23 protein-coding genes are annotated in these 26,581 nt (G+C 68.3%); 11 read left to right on the top strand and 12 right to left on the bottom strand.

What is annotated here, in order from left to right; translation table 11 throughout:
- Nucleotides 1-110 precede the first annotated feature (110 nt).
- Nucleotides 111-938 (bottom strand): hypothetical protein, encoded by an 828-nt coding sequence (locus KY572_RS36015; RefSeq protein WP_224248226.1) that lies wholly within the window; start codon nucleotides 936-938, stop codon nucleotides 111-113.
- A 154-nt stretch (nucleotides 939-1,092) separates the two neighbouring features.
- Between KY572_RS36015 and KY572_RS36010 the strand changes: the two genes are divergently transcribed.
- The gene (locus KY572_RS36010; RefSeq protein ID WP_224248225.1) at nucleotides 1,093-2,973 is read left to right on the top strand and encodes a two-component system sensor histidine kinase NtrB; all 1,881 of its coding nucleotides are present in this window, start codon (nucleotides 1,093-1,095) and stop codon (nucleotides 2,971-2,973) included.
- A 43-nt stretch (nucleotides 2,974-3,016) separates the two neighbouring features.
- Here KY572_RS36010 and KY572_RS36005 read toward each other — a convergent pair whose 3' ends face one another.
- Nucleotides 3,017-3,925 carry a LysR family transcriptional regulator gene (locus KY572_RS36005; RefSeq protein ID WP_224248224.1) on the bottom strand — a complete coding sequence of 303 codons (909 nt, stop codon included), beginning with the start codon at nucleotides 3,923-3,925 and terminating at the stop codon, nucleotides 3,017-3,019.
- A 57-nt stretch (nucleotides 3,926-3,982) separates the two neighbouring features.
- Here KY572_RS36005 and KY572_RS36000 point away from each other — a divergent pair, with 57 nt between their 5' ends.
- A complete protein-coding gene (locus KY572_RS36000; protein WP_224248223.1) occupies nucleotides 3,983-4,471 on the top strand; it encodes a VOC family protein in 489 nt (162 codons plus the stop codon).
- 169 nt (nucleotides 4,472-4,640) lie between these two features.
- Nucleotides 4,641-7,184: a serine/threonine-protein kinase gene (locus KY572_RS35995; protein ID WP_224248222.1), complete on the top strand. Its 2,544-nt coding sequence runs from the start codon at nucleotides 4,641-4,643 to the stop codon at nucleotides 7,182-7,184.
- Nucleotides 7,185-7,203: 19 nt separating this feature from the next.
- Here KY572_RS35995 and KY572_RS35990 read toward each other — a convergent pair whose 3' ends face one another.
- Nucleotides 7,204-8,847 (bottom strand): serine/threonine protein kinase, encoded by a 1,644-nt coding sequence (locus KY572_RS35990; protein ID WP_224248221.1) that lies wholly within the window; start codon nucleotides 8,845-8,847, stop codon nucleotides 7,204-7,206.
- 63 nt (nucleotides 8,848-8,910) lie between these two features.
- On the opposite strand from KY572_RS35990, the gene KY572_RS35985 reads away from it, so the two are divergent.
- From KY572_RS35985 to KY572_RS35975, 3 genes are all read left to right on the top strand, one after another.
- Nucleotides 8,911-9,675, top strand: a complete 765-nt coding sequence (locus tag KY572_RS35985) for a hypothetical protein (protein WP_224248220.1) — start codon at nucleotides 8,911-8,913, stop codon at nucleotides 9,673-9,675.
- A 132-nt stretch (nucleotides 9,676-9,807) separates the two neighbouring features.
- Entirely contained in the window at nucleotides 9,808-11,604 is a 1,797-nt protein-coding gene (locus tag KY572_RS35980) for an AAA family ATPase (RefSeq protein ID WP_224248219.1), read from the top strand.
- A 183-nt stretch (nucleotides 11,605-11,787) separates the two neighbouring features.
- Entirely contained in the window at nucleotides 11,788-12,561 is a 774-nt protein-coding gene (locus tag KY572_RS35975) for a hypothetical protein (RefSeq protein ID WP_224248218.1), read from the top strand.
- Nucleotides 12,562-12,661: 100 nt separating this feature from the next.
- Here the strand turns inward: KY572_RS35975 and KY572_RS35970 are convergent, their stop codons facing one another.
- The gene (locus KY572_RS35970) at nucleotides 12,662-13,543 is read right to left on the bottom strand and encodes an NmrA family NAD(P)-binding protein (protein ID WP_224248217.1); all 882 of its coding nucleotides are present in this window, start codon (nucleotides 13,541-13,543) and stop codon (nucleotides 12,662-12,664) included.
- A gap of 99 nt (nucleotides 13,544-13,642) precedes the next feature.
- Here KY572_RS35970 and KY572_RS35965 point away from each other — a divergent pair, with 99 nt between their 5' ends.
- Both KY572_RS35965 and KY572_RS35960 read left to right on the top strand, forming a co-directional pair.
- Nucleotides 13,643-14,545 (top strand): LysR family transcriptional regulator, encoded by a 903-nt coding sequence (locus KY572_RS35965; RefSeq protein WP_224248216.1) that lies wholly within the window; start codon nucleotides 13,643-13,645, stop codon nucleotides 14,543-14,545.
- A gap of 78 nt (nucleotides 14,546-14,623) precedes the next feature.
- On the top strand, nucleotides 14,624-15,112 hold the full coding sequence (locus KY572_RS35960) for a DUF1579 domain-containing protein (RefSeq protein WP_224248215.1): 489 nt from the start codon (nucleotides 14,624-14,626) through the stop codon (nucleotides 15,110-15,112).
- A 468-nt stretch (nucleotides 15,113-15,580) separates the two neighbouring features.
- On the opposite strand, the gene KY572_RS35955 is transcribed toward KY572_RS35960, so the two are convergent.
- Nucleotides 15,581-16,351 (bottom strand): dimethylarginine dimethylaminohydrolase family protein, encoded by a 771-nt coding sequence (locus KY572_RS35955; RefSeq protein WP_224248214.1) that lies wholly within the window; start codon nucleotides 16,349-16,351, stop codon nucleotides 15,581-15,583.
- Between the two features lie 381 nt (nucleotides 16,352-16,732).
- Here KY572_RS35955 and KY572_RS35950 point away from each other — a divergent pair, with 381 nt between their 5' ends.
- A complete protein-coding gene (locus KY572_RS35950) occupies nucleotides 16,733-17,698 on the top strand; it encodes a Kelch repeat-containing protein (RefSeq protein ID WP_224248213.1) in 966 nt (321 codons plus the stop codon).
- A gap of 24 nt (nucleotides 17,699-17,722) precedes the next feature.
- On the opposite strand, the gene KY572_RS35945 is transcribed toward KY572_RS35950, so the two are convergent.
- On the bottom strand, nucleotides 17,723-19,081 hold the full coding sequence (locus tag KY572_RS35945) for a serine/threonine-protein kinase (RefSeq protein WP_224248212.1): 1,359 nt from the start codon (nucleotides 19,079-19,081) through the stop codon (nucleotides 17,723-17,725).
- Nucleotides 19,082-19,338: 257 nt separating this feature from the next.
- Here KY572_RS35945 and KY572_RS35940 point away from each other — a divergent pair, with 257 nt between their 5' ends.
- Complete coding sequence (locus tag KY572_RS35940; RefSeq protein WP_224248211.1) at nucleotides 19,339-19,563, top strand: hypothetical protein; 225 nt, start codon at nucleotides 19,339-19,341, stop codon at nucleotides 19,561-19,563.
- A gap of 133 nt (nucleotides 19,564-19,696) precedes the next feature.
- On the top strand, nucleotides 19,697-19,879 hold the full coding sequence (locus KY572_RS35935) for a hypothetical protein (protein ID WP_224248210.1): 183 nt from the start codon (nucleotides 19,697-19,699) through the stop codon (nucleotides 19,877-19,879).
- Between the two features lie 104 nt (nucleotides 19,880-19,983).
- On the opposite strand, the gene KY572_RS35930 is transcribed toward KY572_RS35935, so the two are convergent.
- The 6 genes from KY572_RS35930 to KY572_RS35905 all read right to left on the bottom strand — a co-directional run bounded on the left by KY572_RS35930 (nucleotide 19,984) and on the right by KY572_RS35905 (nucleotide 26,577).
- The gene (locus tag KY572_RS35930; protein WP_224248209.1) at nucleotides 19,984-20,379 is read right to left on the bottom strand and encodes a VOC family protein; all 396 of its coding nucleotides are present in this window, start codon (nucleotides 20,377-20,379) and stop codon (nucleotides 19,984-19,986) included.
- 22 nt (nucleotides 20,380-20,401) lie between these two features.
- Nucleotides 20,402-21,316 (bottom strand): hypothetical protein, encoded by a 915-nt coding sequence (locus KY572_RS35925; protein WP_224248208.1) that lies wholly within the window; start codon nucleotides 21,314-21,316, stop codon nucleotides 20,402-20,404.
- 57 nt (nucleotides 21,317-21,373) lie between these two features.
- Nucleotides 21,374-22,264 (bottom strand): hypothetical protein, encoded by an 891-nt coding sequence (locus tag KY572_RS35920; protein WP_224248207.1) that lies wholly within the window; start codon nucleotides 22,262-22,264, stop codon nucleotides 21,374-21,376.
- A 191-nt stretch (nucleotides 22,265-22,455) separates the two neighbouring features.
- A complete protein-coding gene (locus KY572_RS35915) occupies nucleotides 22,456-23,223 on the bottom strand; it encodes a trypsin-like serine peptidase (protein ID WP_224248206.1) in 768 nt (255 codons plus the stop codon).
- A gap of 3 nt (nucleotides 23,224-23,226) precedes the next feature.
- Entirely contained in the window at nucleotides 23,227-24,000 is a 774-nt protein-coding gene (locus tag KY572_RS35910) for a zinc-dependent metalloprotease (protein ID WP_224248205.1), read from the bottom strand.
- Between the two features lie 249 nt (nucleotides 24,001-24,249).
- A complete protein-coding gene (locus KY572_RS35905) occupies nucleotides 24,250-26,577 on the bottom strand; it encodes a hypothetical protein (protein WP_224248204.1) in 2,328 nt (775 codons plus the stop codon).
- Nucleotides 26,578-26,581: the final 4 nt, after the last annotated feature.

Genomic DNA, 26,581 nt, shown 5'->3' with positions numbered 1-26,581 from the left:
TCGGCTCACCCCTCGGAATGAACGCTCATCCAGGAAGATCTTCCCCACGGGACTGACACCACTGGGACGCAGGTAGGACGACGCGGCGCAACATCCCCGTGCCAGGGCCCTCACTTCTGCTTGCGCTCGGGAGGCTCCCACGAGAAGCGCACGGTAGGGGCCTTCACGGCCTTGGCGTCCTTCATCAGGAAGCCCTCCGCGCGCCGGGCCGCGCGCTCGAACGCCGGCCGCCGCGCCGCGGGGATGGGCAACAGCACGCCCACCACGAACTTGCTCCCGCGGCACACCTCGGCGGCGTGGCCGAACGCAATGCGCACGGCGACCTTGTTGCCCTCGACGTGGTGGAACGCGACCGAGCGCTTCACGGCCTCGAGCCCGCCGTACTCGAAACCCACGCAGTCCTCGCCGGCATCCAGGGACCCGATCAACTCCTCCACCGTCCTGGCGTTCTCGAACTCCTGCTCGTCGCGGATGTGCTTGCGCACGAAGCCGTCCGCCTTGAGCGCCTTGAGCACCTCCTTCTCGGGGAACACGTCGAGCAGCGAGAAGGCGCCCTTGTCCTTCGTCACGTCCTCGGTGACGTAGGACGCGCTCGCGTACGGGTGCGCGCCGCCGGTGAAGCCCCCTGCCGTCAGCTCGTAGCTCACCCACGGGCCCACCACCGACAGCACCTGCATGGACTGGGAGGCCTCCCAGCCGGTCGTGTCGGCCCCCTCGTCGACCTCGAAGTCGGAGAAGAAGTTCTTCTCGCGCGACTTCAGGCCGAACACCTCCTTGCCGCCGCGCAGGGCGCGCAGATCCGTCGCGGACATCTCGAACGCGACGTCCGAGCCGGTCACCTTCCACGTGAGCGGCTGGGCCGCGGCGGCCGATCGAGCCGGCGCCGGCTGAGCGGGATTCGCGAGCAGCACCACCATCACCACGGAATTCATGAGCATGCGCGCCATGATACCCGCGGTCCCAGGCGTCTGGCGGCGAGTCCTTTTCACCCGGAGACGGAGGACACGACGGGAGCGTTGGAAGCAGCCGGAATCCCTGAGCACAATCCCCGGACACGCGGCGGGTGGCTCGTTACCCGTGTGCGTGCCCACCATGGCCACCCTCTCCTCCGCGTCGGCAGCACCTCCTCCTCCCTCTCGTAACTGGCTCCTGGAGCGACTGGACTCCCTGCTCTCCGAGCCCCTTCGCAAGGGGGTGCCCACGGATCTCGTCCGCTACCGGCTCCTGGTGGGCGCCGCCTGCTTCCTGGTCCTGTTCAACGCGATCTACACGGCGGGCGCCATGTGGTCGGGCCTGTCTCCCTACCCCAGCGCGGCCGCCGCCCTGCTCTATGTGGGCGTCCTGATCGTCGCGCGCCGCTCCGCCACCCCGCAGCCGCCCGCGGCCATGCTGCTGACGAGCATGATGTTCGCCATCCTCGGGGCCTGCGCGGAGGGCCGTGTGCCCCTCATCAGCACGCACACCATCTGCGCGCTGCTCCCCGTCTTCGCCGTGTACCTGGCGGGCGCTCGCGTGGGGCTCTTCATCACCCTGTTCATGGTGGTGGCCCTCGCCCTGGTGTTCCCGCTCTACTTCACCCTGGCCGAACTGACCCTGCCGCCCATCTCTCCGTCCCTGTTCTGGCTCATGCACCTGTTCTCCGGCATCTCCATGTTGGGAACCTGGGGCGTGGGCGCGCTGCACAACGCGGCGACGGATGCCGCCCAGAGCTCGCGCGAGCAGACGCTGCGGGCTCTGCGCCAGAGCGAGAACAAGCTCAGCAGCCTCCTGGAGAGCACGGATGATCTGGTGCTCGCCATCGACAGGGAGGGACGGCTGATTGCCGCCAACGCCGCGGCGCTCCAGTTCCACCTCCTGCGCTTCGGCAGGGCGCCCCAGGTGGGCGAGCAGCTGCCGGAGGAGAGTCCGGAGCGCACCAGGCGCTGGGCGCCTCACGTGGCCAGGGTCTTCGAGGGCATGCGCGTGCGCTTCGAGGACGAGTTCGATCTGCAGGGCACACGCCTCTCCATGGACATCCGCCTCAGCCCCCTGCTGGACGCGAATGGCCAGACGGTGGGGATGACGCTCTTCTCGCGGGACATCACCGCCCGCAGGGAGGCCGAGGCTCGACTGGGAGAGATGCACCGGGCCCTGCTGGATGTGTCCCGGCAGGCGGGCATGGCGGAGGTGGCCACCGGCGTGCTCCACAACGTGGGCAACACGCTCAACAGCGTCAACGTCTCCGCCGGCCTCGTCATGGACCGGCTGCGCCTGTCGCGCGTCTCCAACCTGGCCAGGGCGGTTCAGCTCCTGCGCGAGCACACCGGTGACTTCCCCTCGTTCCTCACCCATGATCCGCGCGGCCAACAGCTCCCGGACTACCTCATGGCCTTGTCCGAGCAGCTTCAGTACGAGCGCGACGCCCTGCTTCAGGAGATGCACAGCCTGAGCGAGGGGGTGGATCACATCAAGTCCATCGTCAGCATGCAGCAGCGGCACGCGAGCTCGGCGGGCGTCCAGGAGGAGGTGGAGCTGCCCCTCCTCATCGACGAGGCGCTGCGCCTGCACGCCGGCGCCTATGAGGCGCGAGGCATCCGCATCGAGCGCGACTATGCCCCGGTGCCGTCCCTCTCCGTGGACCGGCACAAGCTGCTGCAGATCCTCGTCAACCTGCTGAGCAACGCGCGCGACGCGTTGATGGAGAGCCCGCGCCAGGACAAGCGCCTGCTCATCGGCATCCGGCCGGCTCCCGAGGGCAAGCGGGTGCTCATCCAGGTGACGGACAATGGCGTGGGCATCGCACCGGAGAGCCTGCCGCGCCTGTTCACCCAGGGCTTCACCACGAAGAAGACGGGCCATGGCTTCGGCCTGCACATCAGCGCCCTGGCCGCCATGGAGCTGCGGGGGCGGCTCACCTGTGACAGCCCCGGCCTCGGTCAGGGGGCCACCTTCACCCTCGATCTGCCGGTAAACGAAGAGGCCGGAGACCGCTGAGTGCTGTGAGCGCCATGGCGGGCGTCCCGAGGCCTGCCTGGCTTCAGCGCGCCGCCTCACGCACCAGGGCACGCAGAAAGCCGACCGCCGCGTCGGTCTCGCTCCGACGGTGCCACACCTGACGAACCTCGACGGGCTCGAGCGCCAGGGGCGGCTCCAGCACCTTCAAGGGCAGCCGCGCCGCGAACGCTCGGGCCAGACGGCTGGAGAGCGTCGCGATGCCGTCGGTCTCCAGCACCGCCAGGGGCACGCTCGAGAAGTGAGGCAAGGCAACCGTCACGGTCCGCGCCTTGCCGTGCCGCGCGAGCGCCCGATCGATCGTGTCGTCGACGGCGCCGAAGAGCGCGAGATCGACATGGGGTAGCGAGGCAAAGAGTGGCAGGGTGAGCTTCGAGCGCACCCGCGGGTGATCGCGGCGCACGATGCATGCGAGTGGATCCTGGTAGATCCGCTCGGCCTCGTGACCGGGCGGCATCACGGGTGGAATGCCTATCAACAGATCGACCTCGCCCCGGGCCAACCCGTCGTGGGCAATCATCCGATCGAGCGTCACCAATCTCAGCCGCGCCGACGGGGCCCGCTTCGTGAGAAGCCGCAACATCGGCTGCAGCAGCGCGATGGCCACCGCGTCCGTGCACGCCACCGTGAAGGTCCGAGTGGAAGTGCCCGGGTCGAACACGGGCGCCTTCGCGACCAGCCGCCGTGCTTCCTCGAGCCAGGCACGCAGGGCCGGCAACAGCTCCGCGCCGCGGGGTGTCGGCGCCAGCCCGTACGCCTCGCGCGTCACGAGGGGATCCCCGAAGAGGTCCCGGGCCCGCCTCATGGCATTGCTCACCGCCGACTGCGTGACGTGCAGCCTCGCCGCCGCCTTGGTCGCGCTCCGCTCCTCGAGCACCGTGGCCACCACGTTCAGGAGGTTCAGGTCGATCGCCGCCAGATTCATCCCGGACATATCTGGAATCACCAGATATCACTGTGAATCACGACCGCTCAACGGCACCTTTGGCGCATGACCCCTCCCGCGCCAGCCGTCGAAGGTTTCGCCCACATCACCCTGCCCGTTCACGATCTCGAGCTCGCCGAGCGTTTCTACGTCGAATTGCTCGGCGCGAAGCGCGTGCGGAAGTTCGACCGGGAGACCTTCCTGCGCTCCAGGCCCGACCGCGCCCGCGAGGCCGACGCCGACAACAGCCCGCTGCACCTCGCCGTGCAGTTCGGCGAAGCGGTGGAGCTGCACCTCTTCCTCCAGAAGGGGCGCAGCCGCCCGGTGCCGGCCCCGCACCCGCACCTCGCGATGCAGGTCCGCCCAGGAGATCTCGACACCTGCATCGCCCGACTGCGAGCCGCGAACGTGAAGCTCGACGGCCCACGCCGGCTCGGCCCACCGGGTCACGCCTCCGTCTACTTCGCGGACCCCTTCGGCAACCTGCTCGAGTTCGTCACCCTGGGCTACGTCGGACAGGTGAGCGAAGGCCCACCCGATGTCTCGGTACTCTGAACCCGCGACGCCTCAATGCTCGACTGCCATTTAAAAGTGGGGGCTGCAACCATTCGAGCGACAAGGCGTCCACTGCCGTGCCATTCCAGGTACCACTGAGGGGGGCCCTGGATTGCATATCAGGTCCCTGGGGCCATACCGGAAGGGTTGTGCTAGGCTGCAAGGCCGCATGTCGGATGATGAGGAGAAGCCGCCGCAGGCGGAGGCGAAAGACAGGACCCTCATCGTCCCCACCCCGGCCGCCCCCTCCCGGGACGGGGCCGCACGCACACGGACATCCGAGCGCAAGCTCCAGCTCCCCGCTCAACCCCAGGCGGAGGCACCACGAACGCGGACCAGCGAGCGCAAGCTCCAGCTCCCCGCCCAACCCCAGGCGGAGGCACCGCGAACGCGGACCAGTGAGCGCAAGGCCGTGCGTCCCTCGGAGACCCGGGGCATCCCCGCGGTGCGGCCCGTCGAACGGACCGAGGTGCAGGATGTCGGGGCCATCGCCGCCCAGACCCTCCCCGGGGCTCCGATGCATACCCAGCCTGGAGCCGATGCCCTCCAGGCCGCCCTGGCCACCACCCTCCCCCCCGATACCCGGGCGGGGAAGGAGGCCGCGCCGGCGCAGCCCGCGGAGCGCACCATCCTGGTGCCGTATCCCGAGCCTCCCTCCACGCCCCGAACGCGCACCTCCACGCGTACGGCGCTCGCCCGCACCGGCTTCGAGGAGCCGCGCACGGACGAGAACCCCATCAATACCCTCCCGGGAGCACCGCCGGAGAAGACCGGCGCCAGTCCCCTCCCCGTCGAGCCCACCGTCGTGGGGCCGCCCCCCGATGCACCCGCCAGGGCCAGCGCGCAGCTGGTGACTCCGCCGATCGCCACGGGGAAGAAGACACCACCTCCTCGCCAGCCGATGGAGTCGGAGCCGCCGTCGGCCCCGCCGATCATCAACTCCTCCACCCTGCCCGGCGCCCGGAAGACCGTGGGCCAGGCGCAGGTGGAGACCCAGCCGCTGGCCGACGAGACGGAGAAGCTCGCCGAGGGCATGAAGCTGGGGGGCTATCAGCTCATCCACAAGCTGGGCAGCGGCGGCATGGGGACGGTGTGGCTGGCCTCCCAGCTCTCGCTCGACCGGGAAGTGGCCGTGAAGATCCTCCGGCCGGGCTTCGCCGGAGATCCCCTGTTCGTCCTGCGCTTCACGCAGGAGGCCTTCGCCGCCGCCCAGCTCATCCACCACAACATCGTCCAGATCTACGACTGCGGCTCGGACAAGCAGTTCCACTTCTTCAGCATGGAGTATGTGGACGCCCAGAGCCTGCAGGCCCTGGTCAAGCGCAACGGTCCGCTCGATCCGGAGGTGGCGGCCGGCTACGTGCTCCAGGCCGCGCGCGGGCTCAAGTACGCCCACGACCGCGGCATGGTCCACCGGGACATCAAGCCGGACAACCTGCTGCTCAACAACAACGGCATCGTGAAGGTGGCGGACCTGGGCCTGGTGAAGCTCGCCGACAGCGCGCGCAGGGCTCGCAGCAAGGGCCAGCCGCAGGGCCCGCTGACCTACGTCGGGAAGAACCCCTCCGACTACCCCATGGGGACGCCGGCCTACATGGCGCCGGAGCAGGTCCAGGACTCCTCGAAGGTGGATGCGCGCGCGGACATCTACTCGCTCGGGTGCACGCTGTACCACCTGCTCACGGGCCGCCATCCCTTCATCGCGGAGACGGTGCCCCTGGTGATGTTGCAGCACGTGAACGAGCAGCCCGTCCCGCCGGACAAGCGCAACCCCAACGTGCCCGAGACGCTGTCGGCCATCGTGCTGCGGATGATGGCCAAGCGCCCCGACGATCGGTTCCAGAACATGACCGGCGTCATCGAGGCGCTCGAGGGCTTCCTGGGCTTCGAGGGGGACTCGACGTTCTCTCCGCGCGAGCACCACGCCAACCTGCTGGAGCGCTGCGTGCAGGAGTTCAACGCGGCCCGGTGGGCCCGGTGGCGCCGCCTGGCCGTGCTCGCGCTCACGCTGCTGTCCGCGGTGATCACCGGCGCGCTCGAGTGGAAGCTCGGTCCGCCGTGGGGGGCGGGGATGGCGGCCTTCACGGCCGCCGCCTGGCTCGCCTCCTTCTGCGTGCGGGGAGTGTTCGAGAAGGGAGCGCTCTTCCTGCGCTGCCGCCAGTTCGTCTTCCAGGCCCCGCTGCTCACCTGGCTGGCGTGGCTGCTGATGCTGGGCGCCGCGGGGTATGGCCTCTACCGCTTCCAGCTCATCATCCCGGCGATCTTCATGATCGGCGGAGCGATCCTCTTCGGCCTGGCCTTCTACGTCCTGGTGGACCGGCAGGTGGAAGCCGAGCGAAGGCCCCCCGTCAGCCAGGTGGAGCAGATGCTGCGCTCCATGCGCCTGCGGGGACTGGAGGAAGGGGCGCTGCGCCACTTCGTGTGCACCTACAGCGGCGAGAACTGGGAGGCCTTCTACGAGGCGCTCTTCGGCTACGACGCGAAGATGGTCGCGCGCGAGAAGTGGGGGCGCAACAACCGGGATCTTCCCCGGGAGGAGCACTCCGCCTGGCGCGATCCGCTCATCCGGTGGATGGACTTCCTTCAGGACGCTCGCCGGCGCCGCCGCGAGCGGCGACAGCTGCGGATCCTGGAGCGCAAGAAGGCCAAGGCCCAGGAGGAGCGCGAGGCCGAGTCGCGGGAAGAGGACACCTCCGACGCCGAGCAGCCTTGAGGGCGAGCCGTCCGCGGCCTCAGCGGAAGGTGCCTCGAACGAGGTCCAGGGTGAACACCGCTCCCGGCGCCTGGCCCGTGCCCACCTCGAGCCGGACCTCGCGCAGCGTGCGTGGGAGCTCGAGCGTGCGCGTGCTGCTACGAACGGTGCGCGTGCTGGTGTTCTCGAAGGTCGCCTCGCGCCCCACCGGCTGACCGGACGCATCCTTCAGGCGCACCACCGCCCTGTGACACCCCTTGCCGGGCGCGCCCTGGTTCTTCAGCGCGATATGCACGGACAGGTTCGAGCGCGGCGCCTCGAGGGTGCCTCCCCCCTCGGCATCGAGCACGACCTTCTCCACCTCGGCGGTGCTGGGCTGAGGCCCACACGTGGCCGCATCCCCCAGCGTGACTTCGCGGCCGATCGCGATCTGGACATCCTTCGCGAGGAGGGGTGGACGGCTCTGCCCCGTGGGGCGCAGGGTGATGACCTCCGCTATCTCATCGGAGTTCCTGGGGCGCTTGCTGACCTCCTTCTTGACGACCCTCGGTGGGGGCTCGGAAGTCGTGGCGGGCGGAGGCAGGGCCTGCTCCACGGGAGGCTTGGGGGCCGGTGGGAGCTCCGCCGCGGCAGGAGCCTGCGGTATCGCCACCGGCTGGACGGGCGGCGCAACCCGAGCCGGCGATGACAGGAGCAGGAAGCCGCCCACCGCACCCGCGAGCACCATCCCCGCCGCGACCCCCATGAGGGTGAAGAGCCGCGCCTGGGAGGGGCGCTGGTGCCCCGCGCCAGCAACGGGGCGTGGCCTCTCGAGGGCGTCGAGCGCCGCCAGCGCGGCCCGGGCGGAGGGAAAGCGCTGACCTCGGTCGCGCTCGGTGAGCCGCGCCAGGAAGGCCTTCATGCCCGCGGAGGCGTTGACCTGCTCCTCGAAGGCGATCTCCATCCCCGGACGCAGCAGCTCATCGGGGGCCTTGCGGGACAGCAGGTGGATGAGCGTGGCCCCCAGGGCATACAAGTCGCTCGTCTCATCGACGGTGCCCCCGAGCTGCTCGGGCGGCATGTAGCCGAAGGTGCCCACCAGGGTGGAGCGATGCGTGGCGCCTCGGACGAGATCGCGCGCAGAGCCGAAGTCGACCAGGGCGATCTCGCCATCCGGCCGCCGCATGAGGTTGGCCGGCTTCAGGTCGCGGTGGATGACCTGGGGCGACAGCTCGTGCAGATAGATGAGGACCTCGAGCACCTGCCGGGCGACGCGGCGCACCTCGTGCTCCGTGAAGCGGTGCTCCTCCAGCTCCTCGAGGAGCGAGCGGCCCTCGACGAACTCCTGGGCCAGGTAGAGCCGGGTGTGCACGCCGCTGCCCTCGCGGAAGCTGGCCAGCAGGCGGGGGATGCGCGGGTGCTTGAGCTGGCGGAGGAACTCCGCCTCGCGCTCGAAGCCGTCGAGCCGGGCGGCGTCCGGGACCAGGGCGAACAGCAGCTCCTTGAGCGCCACCCTCCTCCCGTCCTTCTCCGCGAGGAACATGCGGGAGTGGGGCCCTTGCGCCAGCTGGCGAAGCACCTGGAAGCCGCCGGGGGCGACCGGCGCGCCACACGACTCACAGCGCGACTCATGGACCGGGTGCTCGCAGACGGCGCAGGTGTGGCCTTCCCGCGAAGAAGGGCCCGCTCGGGTGTGCTCTCTCATGCCGTCTTCAGCCTATCCTGTTCTCGAGAGCGGCCCCAGGAGGTCCGCCCGGGAGGAGAGACCATGCGGAGGCTTGGGTGGATCGTCGTGATGCTGGGCGCGGTACACGGGACGGCCTGGGCGGCCGACTGCGAGTGGAAGCCGCCCAGGGAGCCGCCCACCTTCACGATGGAGAGCTGGAGAGGCGCGGAGCTCGCCTTCGAGGCCGACCCGAAGTGGTTCCAGTGCGCGAAGAAGGCGGGAGGGACGCTGTCGCTCCAGTTCACGGTGAGCAGTGAGCGGGAGCAACGTGTCCTCCTCTCTCGCCTTAGCTCCTCCTATGGAGCCCGGGAGAGGCTGTACCCCAAGCAGATCTGCGAGGAGGGGCCGGGCACCAAGACGGTGCAGGCCACGCTGGTGGGCAAGGGGCCGCTGGAGCGGCTCAGCTTCACCTCCCCGCCAGCGGAGTACTACTGCCCGCGCTGCGAGCTCGTGAACCGGCTCGAGTCCCTGGCGCTCCACACCGACCGGGCCATCACCCCCGCGGGCATGTACACCCTCCAGGCGACGGTGAACGAGGCCTGGCACAAGTGCGCGCGCGAGGGCTCGACGCTGGAGCTGTGGCTGTACGCGGTCCCCACCCGGCTGGAGGCCGAGCAGCTCAAGGAGCCGACGCACAAGATCGTGGGCCTGGAGGGCTCGCCCCGCATCAAGAAGTCCTTCGCGCGGGCCCCCATCTGCAAGGGGGGGGATGTGCAGTGGATTGGCTACGAGCTGCGAGGCACGGGAGAGATGCAGCTGCTGAATGAGGGGCGCGGAGTGGTCGAGGCGCGCTGCTCCCTGAAGTAGGCTGGCGCGGTCACTCGGACCGCTGACGGCCGAGAACTCCCGAATGGGAAGTGCTCCGCTGCTCCATCCCATCTATGCTGCCTCCTCGGCCTCCGTAGAGCAGCTCATGCATGCCCAGAAGGAACTCGAGCAGTGACGACGTCATATCTCCGGCGTATTGAGATCTCCAACTTCCGCACATACGGGGCTGACTTCTCGCTCTCCCTGCCAGGCCCTGGTGTGACCATTCTGACGGGCCCGGATGGGCTCGGGAAACGCACCCTCTTCGAAGCCATCGAATGGGCACTCACTGGACAGGCTTGCTGGCCAGAAGCACTCCACCGGGAGGGGCAGGAGCGAGGGCGGGACAGCGGCCTGCTCGCAAGGCGAGAGGAGGATGTGCCTGTCGAGCAGTACCGGGTCTGCCTGGAGTTCGTGAGCGGCGAGGCGGAGAGCAGCCGCATCGAGCGGCGAGCCGCGCGCGAGCAGGAGAGTCGCGAGCGGTTTGCCGAGCTCTCATCCCCTACCCGACAGCAGCTGCTCGAGCTGCTGCGGGCGGGCTCCTGGTCGAACGAGATTGGCGATCTCGGAGAGCACTTGCGGCTGACTCACCTGAGAGGACACACAGGCGCCGCCGAGCTCGAGCTGATCGCCAGGAGCCTGGGAGCGGAAGCCACTCGGGCATTGACGGAGCGGGTACGCCAGCTGGAGCTGGAAAAGGATCTCGCACGGCGGGCCCTGGACAGCTGGCATGATCTGCTCTCGCGCAGGCCCCGGCTGGCGCAGCTCACCGCTACTGGCGGAGGGCCCTCCTCTGGCGCCCTCACGGAGAGAGCCCTCGCCATTGCCGCCGCGTTGAAGGCAACCCTGGGAGTCGAGCTCGCGCCGGAGGGCGCACCGCCTGCTGACGTGCTGCTCGAACGCCTCTCGCAAGCCGTCGCGGAGGCTGAAGCCAGACGCGACATGCTTCTCCAGTTGATCACCGCGCGTAGGAAGGTCGCGGAAGGAGTGAAGCAGAAATCCCTGCTCGTGGGCCAGAACGACCGCCACACGCACGAGCTGTGGATGATTCAGTCCTACCTTCGCGACATCAACAAGAACATCCAGAAGATAACGACCCTGGACGACAAGATTCGCAGCCTGCTTCTCGAGCAGGAGCAGAGACCGTCTGCCCTCGCGGAGGACAGCCAGCGTCATCAGCAGGAGCTCGAGACGGCTCGAGCCGCGAGAGATCAGCTGCCGGACCTCGGGGAGATCAATGAACAACGGGCCAGCACCCAGGCGCGGATCGCTCAGCTGTCTTCGGCCATCAAGGAGAACCACCAGGTAGTCGCTCGAATCGAGCAAGAGCTCCTTGCCGCGCAGGCCTTGCTGCAACAGCACCCAGAGCTGCTGGCCACCCTGGATACGCCTCCCGGGGATGAGGCCAACCTCGACCCCATGTCCTCGTCCGATCAGCCCAAGGCGCTGGTCGAGCAGGAGGCGAGGCTTCAGGAGCTTCGTGAGCAGCAGAGGCGCCTGGCGGATGCATGGCTCGCCTGGCAGAGAGAGGAGGAGCAGCGCCAGGTCGAGTCCGAGGGCAGTGAGCGAGCCAGCAGGGAGTCCCTGCCCTCCGTCGACGCCATCGCGGAACGGCTGCGCGCCTCCTGGGCCACGCGGGTCGTGGACCTGGCGTTGCTGTCGAGCATGAGCGCGGCCTACCCGTGGAGCCGGTGGCCGGCGCTGCTGCTCGACGAGCCTCTGCGGCAGCAGGATCTGATTCATCCCGCGGCACTCATCGAAGTCCTGCGCAGCCTCGTCCAGGATCGAAAGTATCAGGTCATTCTCTCGACCCACGACGAGGAGCTTGCTGATCGCATGCGCCGCGAGCTGGTGGTGACCGGCATCGAGTGCGTCACGTGCCGATACAAAGGGGCGGGCCCGACCGGCGTGCTCTACAGCACGGACTGACGGAGACCTCGGGCCCACCGCTCTGCCAGGACCGGCCAGCAGCGGCCATCCAGGGGTTTGCGCTGCCTCTGGCAGTGCACTTACAGTCATCACCCCATGGCGCTGATACTCAGCGGGTCAACCTGCGTACTTTGCGGTCAGGCGCTTGATCGCCCGTACACGGCGACCTCGGGTGTGCCCCTCTTGTCCCCCCCCCGGCTCCGGGGCTACTACGACGCGCCGTTGCACTTCGATTGCCTGGCCACCTGGAAGGACCGCGAGGAATTCTCTCGCGGACGCTTCGTCAGCGCTCTCTACTCCCACTGGTCCGGTTACGGCACGCTTCTCAGGGCCACGCCGGGGTGGTTCCTGGCATGTGGCCCTCCGACTCCTGACAAGTTCCCGTACTTCGCCGCAGTCCAGCTCGCCGACTGGTCCTTCAGCCTCTACTCGCGGTGGCGCGAGTGGGACACGTACGTCGGTGGCGACTTCCGAAGCAGACTGGACGGGCCCGCGCTCGACGCCGCCGAGGCCACCATGGCCGAGGTGCGACGGGAGGCGCCGTCGCGCGAGGCACTCGAGGCGCTCTTCGCCGAGCGCTCCGCGCACCCCGTGGCGCGCCAGTCACTCGTGGAGTTCGGTGACTACCTGGCCACGCTCTGGGGAGAGGCCGCGTATCGAATGGATTGGCGGGCTTTGGAGCAGGAGCGGCAAGCCGCCGAGAGAGACAGGGCGGCGCAGGCGCTCGTGAGCGAAGAGCAGCAACGCGTGCGCGCCCAGGCAATCGCACTGTCGAACGAGATCGCACGTCGGCTGGCAGCCAAGCTCGCAAGCGGAGCAAGACTGACGTGCCCGCGTTGCCACCAGCGGACGCACCAGATGCGCTTCTACGAGCAGCCCCCGGACACCCGGTCGTACTTCGTTTGCAAGCTGTGCGGCCGCTCCTTCTCAGGAGCCGAGGCCTCGGAAGACCCCTAGCGACTACGGATTCTTCAGGGCCCCCGAGGTGGGGAGACGCTTCTCCCCGGGTGGGACAAGGGGCGCGGTGCGTGGCCCTCCGCAGCGACAAGAAAACGGCTCAGCCCTGGTAGCGGTGCGCGTAGTCCCGCGCGAAGTCGGCACTGCGACGCGGCGGGTGTCCCAGCAAATGCGTGGCGGCGGGATCGACGCGCATGGCACGCCCCGCTCGGCAGTAGGCGAACCACTCCAGGATGGCTTCGACCGTCACGGAATGCATGCCGGCCCCCGTCATGGCCTGCCGCACGGGTTCTTCCGGAATAGCCGTGTAGCGCACCGGCTTGCCGAGCACCTCTCCGATGCTCCCGGCGATCTCCTCCATGGTCTGAGCCACGCCTCCGGTCAGCACATACTCCTTCCCGGCATGGGCGCCGGGGGGCGCGAGCAACACCCGAGCGGCAATCTCCCCCAGGTCCCGCGTGTCGATGTTGCTCACACGGGCGTCCGCGTAGGGCAGATAGATGGCTCCCTGGGTGCGCACGGTGGCATCGGTCCCAAAGCCGACGAAGTTCTGGAAGTACTGGTTGGGCTTGAGGATGACCCACTCCAGCCCGCTCCGCCGCACCTGCTCATCGGCCGCGTCGTGCCAGCGGGCCTCCAGGATGGGCTCCGGCTCTCCGGCGCCCATGAGGCTGAAGCGCAACACCCGGCTCACCTGGGCCCGCCGCGCCGCGGCGATCAGCGCCGCCGTCTGCGCCGCCATCTCCGGGGACAGGGCGTTGATGATGACCAGGTGGCTCACTCCCGCCAGCGCGGCGTCGAGAGTCCCCGGCTGCTGCCAGTCGACTCGCACGGGCTCGACGTTCGAGAGCCCCTCGAACAGCTTGCGGGTCTGCGACACCTCGCGCGTCGCGGCCCGGATGTGAACCTCCGGTCGGCCGGCCAGTGCACGCACCACCTCGCTGCCGATGTTCCCCGTCGCTCCAAAGACCAGAGTCTCCATGTCGCTTCCTCCCACGTGGGCTGGACGTCGTGTGAACCCACTCTGGCAGCGAGACGCGGGGAGATCTCCCTCGGCTCGTTCATGTAGACTATGCATGCCATGCATCTGGACTCCCTGGACCTCAAGTCGCTGCGCTTGCTGGACGCGATCCTGAGCGAGGGCAGCGTGTCGAAAGCCGCCGCGCGCATCGGGCTGTCCCAGTCCGCGGCGAGCCATGCGCTGGCCCGCCTGCGGGACCGACTGGGCGATCCCCTGCTGGTGCGCAGCGCGGAAGGCATGAGCCTGACCCCGCGCGCGCGTGAGCTCCAGGAGCCGCTCCACCGGGCGCTCGAGGCCTTGGAGCGGGCCGTCGCACCGCCGGCGGCCTTCGCTCCCGCGACGGAGCGGCGGACCTTCCACCTGATCGCCGCGGACTACGCGCAGTGCATCCTGCTGCCGCCGTTGTTGGAGCAGCTGGAGCACGAGGCGCCAGGGATTGGCCTCTCGGTCCTTCCCTTCACCGATCATATCGAGCGGCAGCTCAGTCAGGGCCTCGGCGATCTGGCGCTGGTGGTGCAGTACGACAAGGTGCCAGGGCTGCGCGTCCAGGCCATCCTCCGGGAGCGGCTGGTGTGCGTGGTGCGCCGGGACCACTCGGAGATCCGCGACACGCTCTCCCTGGAGGACTTCCTCCGGCTGCAGCATGTGCTCGTGGCGCCTCGCGGGAGGAGAGGCAGCACGGTGGACTCCCTGCTGAGTGAGCGAGGTCAGTCCCGGAGGATCCGGGTGAGCGTGCCGAGTTTCCTCGCCGCGCCCTATCTGGTCGCTCGCACGGATCTGCTCGTGACGTTGGCCGACCGGCTGGCGAGGCAGCTCGCGGAGTGGCTTCCGCTGCGCCTGTTCGAGCCCCCCCTGCCCTTGCCGGGCTTCACCCTGTCCATGCTGTGGGATGCGCGCCTGGAGAACGACCCGGGCCACCGCTGGCTGAGGGCACTGATCCGGCGAATCGCCAGACAGGCCTGAGGCCACTCCTCTCGCAGCGGTCAGTGCGATGGAGGTATGAACCGACGTGGTAGCCAGGCCGTCCCGAAGGAGGAAGCCATGTCGATGACGTCCGAGCCGGCGTTGGAAGCGTTGAAGCGGTTGGTGGGTACGTGGACCACCGAGGCCATCCATCCGTCAACTCCCGGCATCGTCGTGCCGGGCAACGCCAGCTTCGAATGGCTGGCAGGCGAACGGTTCCTCATCCACCGCTCCCATCACGATCATCCTGCTTTCCCCGATGCGGTCTCTATCATCGGGTTCACCGAACGCGATCGTGTCGACGCCGCACCGCCCTCCCAGTCAGCGGCCGCCGACAAGCCACGGATGACCATGCACTATTTCGACTCGCGCGGCGTGTTCCGTGTCTACGACGTGAGCATCGACGATGTGTCCTGGCGGATCCAACGGAACGCTCCGGGGTTCTCGCAGCGCTTCACCGGCACGTTCGCGGAGGACGGCGACACCCTCATTGGCCTCTGGCAGCTCAGCCAGGACGACACGCACTGGGATGACGACCTGAGGGTCACCTACCGGCGCCGTCGATGATAGCCTTGGCCGAATGGACGAACTCTTCCGGATCGCTCAGCCTGCCGCGATGAACCCGGAGCTGCTCGTGATCGACGGCGACGACATTCCCCGCTCGGCCGTGGCGATCGTGGACGCGGACTCGGCATTCGCGGTCGTTCCCGGGAAGAAGTCCGCCACGCTGCATCGCTGGTCGCGGCGCAATCGAGGCAGGACTCGACGACGGCTCCCTCACGCTCGAGCCCACCGAGGATGCCGACCGCGTGCGCGCGTGGAAGGACGAGAACAGCGGCGTTCTGCACCCGAAGCTGCACGAGGCGCTCGTCACCGCCGTGGTGTCACCCAAGAGCCTGGCTGCCGTTCGGGAGCTCACGCTCGTCGACCCGCCGAGGAATGTCATCGACGCCTTCTGTCCCGCCTGCTCCTGTAGGCGTGGCCCTCCTCAGCGACAAGAAATGCCCCACGTCATCGGCTTCGATGGGGTGGCCGTCATGGCACCTCCCGCAGCACCAGGCTGCAGCACGTGACCGCGCCCTCGGCCTTCTGCAGCTCCGACACATCCACCGAGGTGACAGCGATCCCCGCGTCCTCCAGCCGCCGCTGCGTGCGCGGGAAGCAGGCGGGGTACACCACCCCGCTGCCGAGCCACAGCGCATTGGCGGCGTGCTCCTCACCCGGGTCGACTTCAATCCGGCGAAAGCCCGCGAACGCGGCCGGATCGACCCAGGCGGGCTGCACCAGCAACGTGTCCTCCGCGACCTGGGTGACCGCGGACTTCAGGTGCAGGCAGCCGCGAATGGGAACCGGATGCACCTCGTATCCGAACTCGGCGACCCGATCGCGCAACTGCGCGATGCCCGCGGCGTTGCTGCGCGCTGACTGCCCGACATACAGCGAGCGGCCCACGCGCAGCACATCGCCGCCATCCAGCGTGCCCGGGGCCTCCAGTGCGCGCAGCGGACGATGGCGGGCCAGCACCTCCGCCACCGAGGAGACCTCCGCGCGCCGCGACTCGGCGCCCGGTCGTGTCAGGATCGCCACCTCGTCCAGCACCACCGCGACGTCCTCGACGAACACGGCATCGGGCAGGGCATCCTCAGCCGGCAGCGCCATCACCCGGCACCCGAGCGACTCCAGCGCCTTTTGGTAGCCCCTGTGCTGCGCAGCGGCAGTGGTGACATCGATTGCGCCGCGCGGCACGTATGACAGCTCGCAGCCGCCAAGGCTGGAGCTCACATCACGGGTGATGGCAATGAGCATGGTGGATTTGTTCCCAAGGAGCGGCGAGCCCCATAGGCAAGAAGTTGCCAGCGAGCAAGCCCTTCCCGGCAACTTCTTGCCGGGGACCGCGGCCCTTCGATGAGACAGGTCGAGCAGCACGAGCGGGACGAACGGTCGGCATGGAAAATGCTCGAAAGTACGACCAGTCCCGCGCGCCGCGACGCGCGTCAGCAGCTCGCTCTCACCGCAGGGTCGTCACCAAACACAACCGTGATTCATCTCCAGAGCAATGAGCGGAGGCCCATCATGAAAAAGACAAGGCTTTTGTGGATGCTGGCGTTCGTTGTGGGATGCGCCGCGGGAACGGAATCACCCGCTCCCGCGCAGACACGCCCTTCGGGGTTGAGCGTCGCGGAGAGCATGAACACTCCGCGCAGCGGACACACGGCGGTGCTGCTGGCTTCCGGGAAGGTGCTCGTCTCGGGGGGCTCGGGTATCGATTCCGACTCCACTGGCCTGCGCTCGTCGGAACTCTATGATCCGATCACAGGACACTGGAGCCCGACCGGGGACTTGAACGAGGGCCGCGTCGCCCATGGAGCGGTGCAGCTCTCCTCGGGCAAGGTCATGGTCCTGGGGCATGGGCTGCAGGGCTATAGAGCCGAGCTGTATGACCCAGCCAGCGGAACCTGGGCCTATACAGGCTCCATGAGCGTGGGCCGGATCTACCCTCGGGCCGTGCTGTTGCCTGGAGGGAAGGTGCTCGTGGCTGGAGGCGATCCGGGCAACCCGGCCACATCTGGGAGCATCGAGTTGTACGACGAGGGCACGGGAACGTGGTCCGCGACGAGCGCCGCTCCCGAGCGCAGGATGCAGCCCGCGTTGGTGTTGCTGCCCACCGGAAAGGCGCTCCTCTCGGGAGGGTACTATCAGGCATATTCAGCCAGTGCCGCTCTGTATGATCCGGCCACCAGCACGTGGAGCAGCACGGGCTCGATGTCGGGACCTCGAGACAACCACACGGCCACGGTGCTGCTCTCGGGCAAGGTGCTCGTCGTGAGTGGCGCCACGGCGGAGCTCTATGATCCGGAGACCGGCACCTGGCGGAGCCTCCCACCGCTGCCAGAGGCTCGCCAGTACCACACCGCGACGTTGCTGCCCTCGGGCCAGGTGCTCATCGCGGGTGGCCGCAACGAAGGAGTCACGCTGGCCACGGCGGTGCTATTCGATCCGTCCCCGGGGGCCAACCCCTGGAGCCCCACATTCCAGCTCTCCGAGCCGCGCCATCACCACACGGCGACGCTGCTGCCCTCGGGCCAGGTGCTCATCGCGGGTGGCCGCAACGATAAGCAGAGCATTGCCTCGGCGGAGCTCTATTCCCCCTGAGCCGTCACATTCAGTGAGCCCGGTCTACGGATTCTTCATGGAACCCGAGGTGGGAGGACGCTTCCGCCCGGGTGGAACGAGGGGCATGTAACAGGTGCCCTGGAACATCTGGCCCCCGAGCTCCACGCATTTCTCAGGCTCTCCCTGAGCCTCCGTCAACCAGCACCCTCCGTTCAGCGAAACCAACCCCTTGAACGGGCACCGCCCTTTCTGATCGGGCTTCACCTGCCCGGGCAGGGGCTCGGGCAGCGTGTCCTTGCCCATTCCTTCCGTCGCGCTGCCAGCGGGTGCCTGCACCAAGACCATGCCCGCTGCCGCGTCCCCGAGCCCGGCGGTCCCTACCGCCGCCCCCATGCGCTCGGCCTGCGCGACGGAACGCTCCCGCCAGAACCTGCCAGGAACCGCTGCCCACGCCCCGACGGCCAGGGCAACTGCCGCCGCGGCCAGGGCCCACCCACGCCTGCCGTGACGTGGGCGGAGCCTCGCGGGCCTGAGGGTTGATTCCAGCTCCCTCGCCAGTTGCTCCGCACTCCCCCTCTGCTCGGGCTGCACCGTCAGCAGTCTCAACGTGCAGGCGCGCAGAGCCGGATCCACGTTCGGGCTCTTCCGCAGCGCACGTGGCAACAGCACTCCCTGCATGTGACACACGCCGTGCTCGTCCCTCACGGGCACCGCCGGCTCGGGGTACTCGCCGGTCAGCAGCCGGCACGCCGTCACTCCCAGCGCGTACAAGTCATCGGCTGGGGCCGGCCGGTAGCGCGCCCCCTCGTCTCGGTAGAAGCGCACCTCGAAGAGCCAGGACTCCGGAGAGCGATAAATCGGTGTGCCTGGAAACCGCATGGCCGGAGTGAGCGGGGCCGCTCCAGGATACAGCCCGGTGCCGAAGTCCATGAGCATGGCCCGACCATCCCTGCTGCGTACCAGGATGTTGCCCCCCTTCAGGTCTCGATGGACGGCCCCCTGCGCGTGCAGCACGGCCAGCGCCTCCGCGAGCTGCTGCAACCAGCGCCGCACCTGAGAGGGCTCGGGAGGCTGAGCCTGGGCCTGCTCGTACAAGGGCACCCCATCCACCCACTCCATCACCAGGAACGGGTGACGGCTGCCAGCGGGAGACTGCCAGGAGCCCTGCCCCAGCAGGCGCGGGATGCTGGGGTGGCGACAGCGCGACAGCAGCTCCCCCTCGCGCACGAAGCGAGGGTCCTCGGGATGCAGCGCCAGCTTGAGGGCCACGGGTGGGGCGTGCTCGTCGTGCACGGGCACCGCGCGATACACAGCCCCATAGACACCGCAGCCGGCCCAGCCCACCACGCGCCAGGCCTCCACCACCGTATCGAGCGGAAGCAGGGCCGGATGGGCCGGAGTGAGGAGCGCCTTGCTGCCCATGTCATCCCTGGGGAAAGAGTGGAACCGCTACTTCTCTCCCGCACAGCCTACCTCATGCGTAGGGCGTCAGGGGTGGGTGGGGTAGCTGAGGCGTGGTCTTTCCGAACTGGTCTGCCTGTCGTACCAGTTCGGACCAGAACCGCCCACCTCGCTCACGCTCCACCCTTCGAAAGAGTGTGTCCACCTCACTTGAGCCTCCGCCACGCGGCGCCGCAGGGTGCTGCCAGCCATTCGGGGCCAATCAATGGAGACACTCCATGCGTTTGAGCGGAGATCAATGGACGATCGCGCACCTGCACCAGCACCTGCAGATTCAATCAGAACTGCTGGAAGCACGGCGTGACGCCGAGTTTCCGCGCGATGTGATGAAGCGGACTGCCTGCTTTCTGCCCGCACATTCTCCTGCTCGGGGGATCCATCCCCAGCCACGGAACTTCAAGGCCAAGCAGAAAGAGCCGAACATCTTCCTCTACATGCGCTAAACACAAACATCATAAATCGCGAATTACATGCGTGATGATTTTGTGTTGACTTGGAGCGCACGCCGCGTGAATTCTTCTCTCGCGCTGAGCCGCTGTTCTCCCATGGCCAGCGCACTCCACAGGGGGAAACACCATGAAGCGTATGCTCGAGACCCGAAACGAGAACGACACCTCTTCCACGCTGGAGAGCCTCCCCACGATCGAGGACAGCGCACTGCTCGACGCGGTCATCGGCGGGGCCGAGTCCGTTCACCTGTACCTCCGGTCGAGTGGTCAGCCGATCCTCACCCACGCAGAGACCGTTCACCTCTACTGACAACCCTCGTCTTCAGAGGTGACAGCGCTGGAGCCTCCCGCTACTCACGAGCCGGGAGGCTCCCGCCTCCCTTGTCTCGAGGCGTCGTTCCCCTGCATCAGCGCCTAGGGCTGAGCCGGACGCTCTCGGTAGAGGGCCTCCATGTTGTTGCCGTCCGGATCGATCACGAAGGCCGCGTAATACCCAGCAGGGTAGCCCGTGTCGGTCGGACGCAGCCCTGGAGCGCCGTTATCCGTTCCACCGGCACGCAGGCCCGCCGCGTGGAACGCATCCACCTCGGCGCGGCTCTTCGCGGCGAATGCCGTGTGCTGCTTCACGCCGTGCGGATGGAAGCGGTCAATCCAGAAGACGGGGTAGTCCACGCCATAGCCAACGCCGTCCAGCCGCTCGCCCTCTCGAAGTTCCTCGACTCGGCGCAGCCCCAGCGCTCCCAGCGCCGCGTCATAGAACTCAGCGGATCGGGGGACATCCGCGACACCAATGCCCGTGTGGTCAATCATGAATGAGTCGCTCCGTGAATGGTCAGCGTCGGCGAGGGGGCTGCTTCTTGGTGGGGCGCCCGGGCCGCCGCAGATCGTCCTCGCTCTTGGGCAGCTTGGGGCCCTCTCCGAGATCGAACTCGTACGTCCCCCCGAGCAGCGCGCGGAACTGGTAGATGTCCCACAAGCCCGGCGTCACCGACACGCCGGCCACCGCCTCCAGCACCAGCCCCGGGAAGGCCTCGTAGCGGACCACGGGGATGATCTCCACCTGGTTGGCGTTGTCCCGCCACGCCGGGGTGATGGCATCCTCGAGGAAGAAGCGCCCCACCACCTCCAACCCCACCAGCGTGAAGTTGTCGAGGTTGTACGCCCCCGCCAGCCCGAACTGCACCGCGTCCGGCACGTCGAAGTCGGGCAGCTCGCCGCGTCCCCGTGTCCCGTGGCGCAGATAGCTGGCGTTGAGCATGAAGCGCAGATCCTTGCTCGCGCGCAGCTCGCCGATGAGGCTGCCCTCCAGATCCCAGGTGCCGTCCGACAGGGTCGGCAGCACGGTGTCCAGATCACTCGGCCCCGTGGGCAGCGTGCCGCGCCCGTAGACGGCCAGCGCGAAGGTGCGCTCCTCCAGGAAGGTCCACTGCAACCCGATGGGGATGTCGCCGAAGGCCACCTGGAACTCTTCGTCCCCCGGCAGCCCCAGCGCCAGCACCTCGAGGTAGATGTTGGCCTCCAGGTTGTCGAGGATGCCGAAGCGGGCGCTCGGGGAGAGCTGCTGGTAGGGCTGGGACTCCTCGAAGTCCAGGGAGAAGAAGCCCTGGTAGCGAAGGCCCAGCTCCAGGTTGCCGCTGCGGGTGGTCTCCGCGGTGCGCGTCACCATGGCGCGGTAGGGCTTCGCCTGGACGGCGCTGGCGGCCAGGCACGCGACGACGAAGGCTGGGAGCGTGGCACGAGCGTTCATGCCGGCGCACCCTAGCCCTCGACGAGAGCATTGACCACGACGTTGGAGCTCGAAGGACTACTCCGGCTTGAGCGGGATGGTCTGAATGGTCGGCACGGAGAGTTTCTCGGGCCAGCCCAGCTGCGGGCGGCCGTACCGGTCTCCTCCGTTCTGCCAGTCATTGAGCTGGCCCACCATCTGCCACTCGCCCTGCGTGTGGCCGGGCCGCGTGTAGTAGTGGGCGAAGGCCGTGGCGCCCGTCTCGATGCGGCCGTTGCCCGTGGAGTGCGCGTAGTCGCTCGGCCCGAAGCTGCCCAGCGGCCGGAGGTGTTGGTTCTGGGCGAGGAAGTCGCTGTACTCCTGCCTCCCGTTCCTCGAGAAGTCCGCGTGGTGGACGAAGGACAGGGTGTGGTCGTCCTTGTTCTGCAGCGCGTGGACGGCGCAGCCGTTGAGGGGCCCCGTCACCACCATGTTCGGCTGGCCCGGCTGAGGGTGGAGCGGCACGCCCTCGATGCCCGCGAAACGACCGGTGCCCGTCGACTGGTAGTGCAGGTAGTGGGCCGGGGCACCCTGGGTGTTCGCGTGCGAGAGCGAGAGGTTCGAGTTGCCGTTCTGCTGGTGGACGTTCAGGCTCACCTTGGAGTCGTTGGCGTGAACCCAGGGGTTCTGCGAGGTGGGGAGCTTCACGCCGTCGGGGCTCTTGCCCGGGAACATGTTGTACCCGTTGAGCATGTTGTTGCAGGCGAAGTTCTCCGGGTGCGCGGCGAACTGGGACGTGACGTTCGGAGGTGACTGCCTCCCGAAGGGGTTCCACGAGGTCCCCCGGGTGCTGGAGGAGTCGAACCCATCCCGCACGGGAGGCTGCCGGGGGGTAGGCGGGGGGGACCGGGGCGCCGAGAAGCTGGGGCTCCGCGTCTCGGGCCTGGAGAAGGAAGGAGTCTTGAAGCCGCCGACCTTGAAGCTCTTCATGGGGGAATCTCCGGGATGAGTCGTTCGGGGAGTCCCTATTGCGGCTGGCGTGCCAGCGGGCGCTCAGGTCTGGCGGAGCGCGGGCATTCCGTGATCCCGGGAGTTTACGGGCCTGCCGGAAAAGCCAGCAGCCTCGAGCCGCGGGCGCGCTGGTGACTGCACTCCTGGCCTGATGACGGCTGTCACCAGCGTCAGCGCTCGGCGATGTCGGTGCTCCGCAGGTACGCGGACGCTTCGACGATGGCTTCGGCGGTCCAGCCCCTGTTGGAGCCGCGGCCCTTCTCGTCGCAGTCGCCGTCGGTGTGCAGGCCCAGCAGGTACCCCTGGCGGTTGAGCACGCCCGCGCCGGAGCTGCCGACCAGGGTGTCCAGCCCCACGTAGAAGACGAGCTGGTTGCAGGAGTCCCAATACGTGCCCTCGGTGATGACCTTGGGCCTGCCTCGGGGATGCTGGATGATCGCCAGCCGCTCGCTGGCCTGGGTCGTCAGCGGGACAGGCTTGACGGCGGGAAGCGTGTCGAGCGCAATGAGCGCATAGTCAGGCTCGAGCGACTGCTCGATGACGGTGCCCTCGGTCAACAGCGGGTCGCCGTCGGGCTCGTCCTCGAAGTTGAAGACGAGCAGCGCCTGGTCCCCGAGCCCGACACAGTGGCCCGCGGTGAGCACCACAGGCCCCGCGCTCGCGGCGATCAGCGTTCCCGTACAGCGGCCGTCGATCATGACGACGGCGTCTTCCCGTTCCTGGATGTTCGCGAACTCACCCTGGTAGCTGTTGACGGGGATGAACTCGAGGGCCGGGCCACACTGCCACAGACTGCTCACCTCCGGCCTGCTCGCGGTGGCGCAGACCGGAGGGTGCGCGGGCACCTCATCTCCACAGGCCACGATGCCCAGGAGGAAGGTGCCCGCCAGAATCGAGCCCCACGGAGTCATGAACGAACCAGGAGGCTGCCGCGCCATCTCTCAGTAGAGGTAGTTCAGCGCGGTGCGGTCAGAGCTGGTCCACTCGCCGCTCTCGGTCGAGCGGAAGCAGGAGTTCATGACCGAGCCGCCCACCGTGGCCGTGTCCGGCGTGCCGGGGATGAGGATGGCGCCCACGTTGGAGGCGCCCTCGTTGGTGGCGGAGCCGCCGCAGCTGATGGAGCGGTTGTAGTAGTCCGAGTGACGGAAGCCGATCGCGTGGCCGAGCTCGTGGGTGATGACGTGCTCGTTCACGTCGACGCTGTAGCTCTGCAGGCCGGTGCCGATGTTGATGGTGCCGTAGGGCTTGCCGCCCGACGGGAAGCCCGCGGAGCCGCCGGTGCCGCTCATGGTCTTCGCGGAGATGGTCGCGGTGCAGCCGGTGGTCGAGCCGCGCGCGAAGGTAATGCGCAGACCCAGGCTGTTGTAGTTCTCAATTGCCGCGTCGAGGCCCTGGCTCAGGCGGCTGTAGCTGTTGAACTGGGACGTCGGGACGACGCAGATCTTCGTCACGCTGGTGCCGACCAGGTTGGTCGTCCGGTACTGCTCGGCGCTCTCGTTGCCAGGCTGGAGCATCTCGACGGACGCGTCGTAGGTCACATGAGCGTCGAGGCCCACGTACACCTTGTCGTCGACGACCATGATGTCGCTGGACGGGAAGCCGGCTTCGACCAGGTTGGAGATGATCTGCTCGTTCTCGCTCTGCGGCTCGGTACCACCGCAGCCAGACAGCAACGCGCCACAGCTCACCACGACGAATGCGGCTTTCTTGAACATGCTCTGAGTCCCTCGGGGGTGGGGTTTTGAGTCATCCATGCCGCGGTCCCAGCAGGAACCCCGCGGTGGATACCGATTATTTAGAACGTTCTTCCCATGAACTCCAACAAAATAAGAAAGGTGGGCTAATTTTTCTTAAGCCGTAAGCAGGGAAAGGTCTTCAAGAGCACCACAGTGGCTTCCCGCCTCTCACAGCGGGGCCCCATTGCAGGTAAAATCGGTCCCTGCTCACTCACCGGCTTCGACCCGTCAGCGCCTGCGCCAGCTCAGCAGGCGCGCGAGGGCCACCGTGCCGAAGACGAGCACCGTGAACGCCGCCGTGTAGCCCAGGAACACCAGCCAGCCCGTGGTCGTCCCCGGAATGCCCACCGTCGGACTGAGATCCTGGAACTGGGCTCCCGAGAAGAAGCCACACGCCAGGCTCACCGGCAGGAAGACGAACACCAACAGCCCCACCATCCGGTCGAACTGGTCCCGCTTGTACTGGTCCAGCTCCGAGGCCTGGTCCTTCATCGCTCCCACCGTCTCCTGCAGGCCGTGGATCGAGTGCCACGCCAGGTAGCGCGCGTTGAAGTCCGGGTCCTCCCCCACCCGCGAGTGCCACAGCGAGTTCGTGAACAGCATCACGTCCGAGCGCACGCTGCGCGCGGGCCTCAGGCTCTGCCAGCGCGAGGTCCGATAGCGCTGCTCCACCTCCGCCATCCGCCGGCTGATCTCGAAGGCCGAGTAGCGCTGGCCCGTGGTCATCAGGAAGAGGAGGAAGTCCTGGTCGCACCGCAGCGGCGCGCCCTCCTCCGCTTCGAGCAGCAGCTCCAACCGCGCGCCACCCGTCGGCGTCAGCCAGTGCTCCGTCTCCCCCGCCGCATCCCTCAGCACCCGCCGGTTCTCCGCCGCCGCCTCCGACGGCAGCCGCTCCAGCGTCGGCGCCATTCCCGACGCCAGCGCGTGGAAGAGCCCCTGCATCGACCGAGAGTCGTCCAGCATCGACGAGCGCCCCCGAGAGATCCGGTACGCGCCGTACACGAGCCACCGCTCCGGGCCCAGCGGCCCCAGCCATTCGCCCAGCTCCCCGAGCCGCGACTGCTCCCAGAGCGCGCTCCCCTCCACCAGCGCCGCCTGTTCCTGGGCCAGCGCATACAGGGAGCTCTCCGTCGTCCTGGCCCGCTCGATCCAGAGCACCACCAGTCGGTTCGGATAGACCGAGACGTGGACGGTCTGCCCGTCGAGCACCCGCTCATAGTGCGCCACGTCCGCTTCCGTGGAGTCCCCCATGAAGGAGTGGGCCACCGCCGGGTGGAAGGCGCTGGCCTGATCGGAGAGGGTGTGACGACGGAAGCCTCTGGCCAGCAGCGTCTCCTCCGGCGGGGTGCCCTTCCACAGGAAGGGCCGGGCGTAGACGGTGTGGGACTTCAGGACGGGCACATTCCGGCCCACGTTGAAGCGGCTCCAGAGCGACTCCCACAGCTCGCGGCGCGTCAGGCGGGTGCCCGTGAAGGGAGGCGCCACGATCGTGGAGCGGCCCGCCGTCCCGGTATAGCCATCCGAGTACCAGGGATCCGAGTAGTCGTTGGGCTGCTGCTCGAAGCGCCGTGTCCCGCGCGCTCGGGGCGTGCCCGCCGGCGTCTGCTCGCCCTCCAGCGTGTCCAGCCACCCCGCCAGATCCGCCAGCGTCCCGGCGCGCTCCGGCGCGAGCGAGAACGTGTGCCGGAAGAACGCCTGCTCCGCCTCCGGAGCGTGCACGGCCATGAAGTCGAAGCCCTGGCCGTAGTGGGAGTGCTCCGTGTCGCTCCGAGCCAGCAGCTTCAGCACCGTGACGTCCTGGGAGGAGGACAGGAAGAGCCCGTCCACCCGCCGCACGGGCGCGTTCTTCTCCTCGCCCAGCGGGATGTCGAGCTGCACGCGCTGGGCTCGCGAGAGCTCGGCCCGGTACAGCAGCGCGTCCGCCTTCAGCCGCCGCGAGACGACCAGGGGAATGAGGGACGGGGGCAGGCTCGCCAGCTCCATGACGCTCCTCGCCGACTCCAGCACGGACGCCATCAATTCCACCACCTCGCGGGCCGGGCGCCCCTTGCGCGAGGGCCACAGGCGCAGCCCCGCGTAGAACACCGGCCCCAGCGCCCGCTCGTAGTCTCCCGCCAGCTCCGTGTGACCCTGCTCCCACGCGCCCACGTAGCTGCCGAGCGCCTCGGCCCCAGGAGGGAAGTGGCCATGCAGCACCCGGTACATGAGCAGCACCGCCGCCGAGACCACGTCCAGCGTCGCCTCGTGCACCCGCAGGAGCATCGGCGCGCCGCCGCCCTCCGCCTGCCGCCGCTTCCGCTCCTGGACGAAGGCCTCCAGCTCCGCCTCCGCCATCAGCACCACGCCCGTGGTGGAGCGCGCCGAGCGCCGCACCCACTGCGGCAGCTTCCAGGACAGCATCCTCGGGTGGGCCGGCTGGGCCTCGCCCCTCGAGCCCACACTGAGGTACAGCTCCCGCTCGGTGGGCTCGGCTCCGGGCGCGGGTCTCTCGGCGGTCCACTCGACCTGGCCCTCCTGGCACAGGGCCTCGACCACCTCTCGCAGCTTGGCATCCATGGGT

This window comes from Hyalangium gracile (genome assembly GCF_020103725.1).
GTDB lineage: Bacteria > Myxococcota > Myxococcia > Myxococcales > Myxococcaceae > Hyalangium > Hyalangium gracile.
Note: the sequence above shows the minus strand (reverse complement) of the source record. Positions and strands in the feature narration are given on the sequence as shown.

Bases quoted from the DNA above. Each gene is read 5' to 3' on its own strand.
- KY572_RS36015 (WP_224248226.1), bottom strand. From the start codon at position 938: ATGCTCATGAATTCCGTGGTGATGGTGGTGCTGCTCGCGAATCCCGCT.
- KY572_RS36010 (WP_224248225.1), top strand. From the start codon at position 1,093: ATGGCCACCCTCTCCTCCGCGTCGGCAGCACCTCCTCCTCCCTCTCGT.
- KY572_RS36005 (WP_224248224.1), bottom strand. From the start codon at position 3,925: ATGTCCGGGATGAATCTGGCGGCGATCGACCTGAACCTCCTGAACGTG.
- KY572_RS36000 (WP_224248223.1), top strand. From the start codon at position 3,983: ATGACCCCTCCCGCGCCAGCCGTCGAAGGTTTCGCCCACATCACCCTG.
- KY572_RS35995 (WP_224248222.1), top strand. From the start codon at position 4,641: ATGTCGGATGATGAGGAGAAGCCGCCGCAGGCGGAGGCGAAAGACAGG.
- KY572_RS35990 (WP_224248221.1), bottom strand. From the start codon at position 8,847: ATGAGAGAGCACACCCGAGCGGGCCCTTCTTCGCGGGAAGGCCACACC.
- KY572_RS35985 (WP_224248220.1), top strand. From the start codon at position 8,911: ATGCGGAGGCTTGGGTGGATCGTCGTGATGCTGGGCGCGGTACACGGG.
- KY572_RS35970 (WP_224248217.1), bottom strand. From the start codon at position 13,543: ATGGAGACTCTGGTCTTTGGAGCGACGGGGAACATCGGCAGCGAGGTG.
- KY572_RS35965 (WP_224248216.1), top strand. From the start codon at position 13,643: ATGCATCTGGACTCCCTGGACCTCAAGTCGCTGCGCTTGCTGGACGCG.
- KY572_RS35960 (WP_224248215.1), top strand. From the start codon at position 14,624: ATGTCGATGACGTCCGAGCCGGCGTTGGAAGCGTTGAAGCGGTTGGTG.
- KY572_RS35955 (WP_224248214.1), bottom strand. From the start codon at position 16,351: ATGCTCATTGCCATCACCCGTGATGTGAGCTCCAGCCTTGGCGGCTGC.
- KY572_RS35950 (WP_224248213.1), top strand. From the start codon at position 16,733: ATGAACACTCCGCGCAGCGGACACACGGCGGTGCTGCTGGCTTCCGGG.
- KY572_RS35945 (WP_224248212.1), bottom strand. From the start codon at position 19,081: ATGGGCAGCAAGGCGCTCCTCACTCCGGCCCATCCGGCCCTGCTTCCG.
- KY572_RS35940 (WP_224248211.1), top strand. From the start codon at position 19,339: ATGCGTTTGAGCGGAGATCAATGGACGATCGCGCACCTGCACCAGCAC.
- KY572_RS35935 (WP_224248210.1), top strand. From the start codon at position 19,697: ATGAAGCGTATGCTCGAGACCCGAAACGAGAACGACACCTCTTCCACG.
- KY572_RS35930 (WP_224248209.1), bottom strand. From the start codon at position 20,379: ATGATTGACCACACGGGCATTGGTGTCGCGGATGTCCCCCGATCCGCT.
- KY572_RS35925 (WP_224248208.1), bottom strand. From the start codon at position 21,316: ATGAACGCTCGTGCCACGCTCCCAGCCTTCGTCGTCGCGTGCCTGGCC.
- KY572_RS35920 (WP_224248207.1), bottom strand. From the start codon at position 22,264: ATGAAGAGCTTCAAGGTCGGCGGCTTCAAGACTCCTTCCTTCTCCAGG.
- KY572_RS35915 (WP_224248206.1), bottom strand. From the start codon at position 23,223: ATGGCGCGGCAGCCTCCTGGTTCGTTCATGACTCCGTGGGGCTCGATT.
- KY572_RS35910 (WP_224248205.1), bottom strand. From the start codon at position 24,000: ATGTTCAAGAAAGCCGCATTCGTCGTGGTGAGCTGTGGCGCGTTGCTG.
- KY572_RS35905 (WP_224248204.1), bottom strand. From the start codon at position 26,577: ATGGATGCCAAGCTGCGAGAGGTGGTCGAGGCCCTGTGCCAGGAGGGC.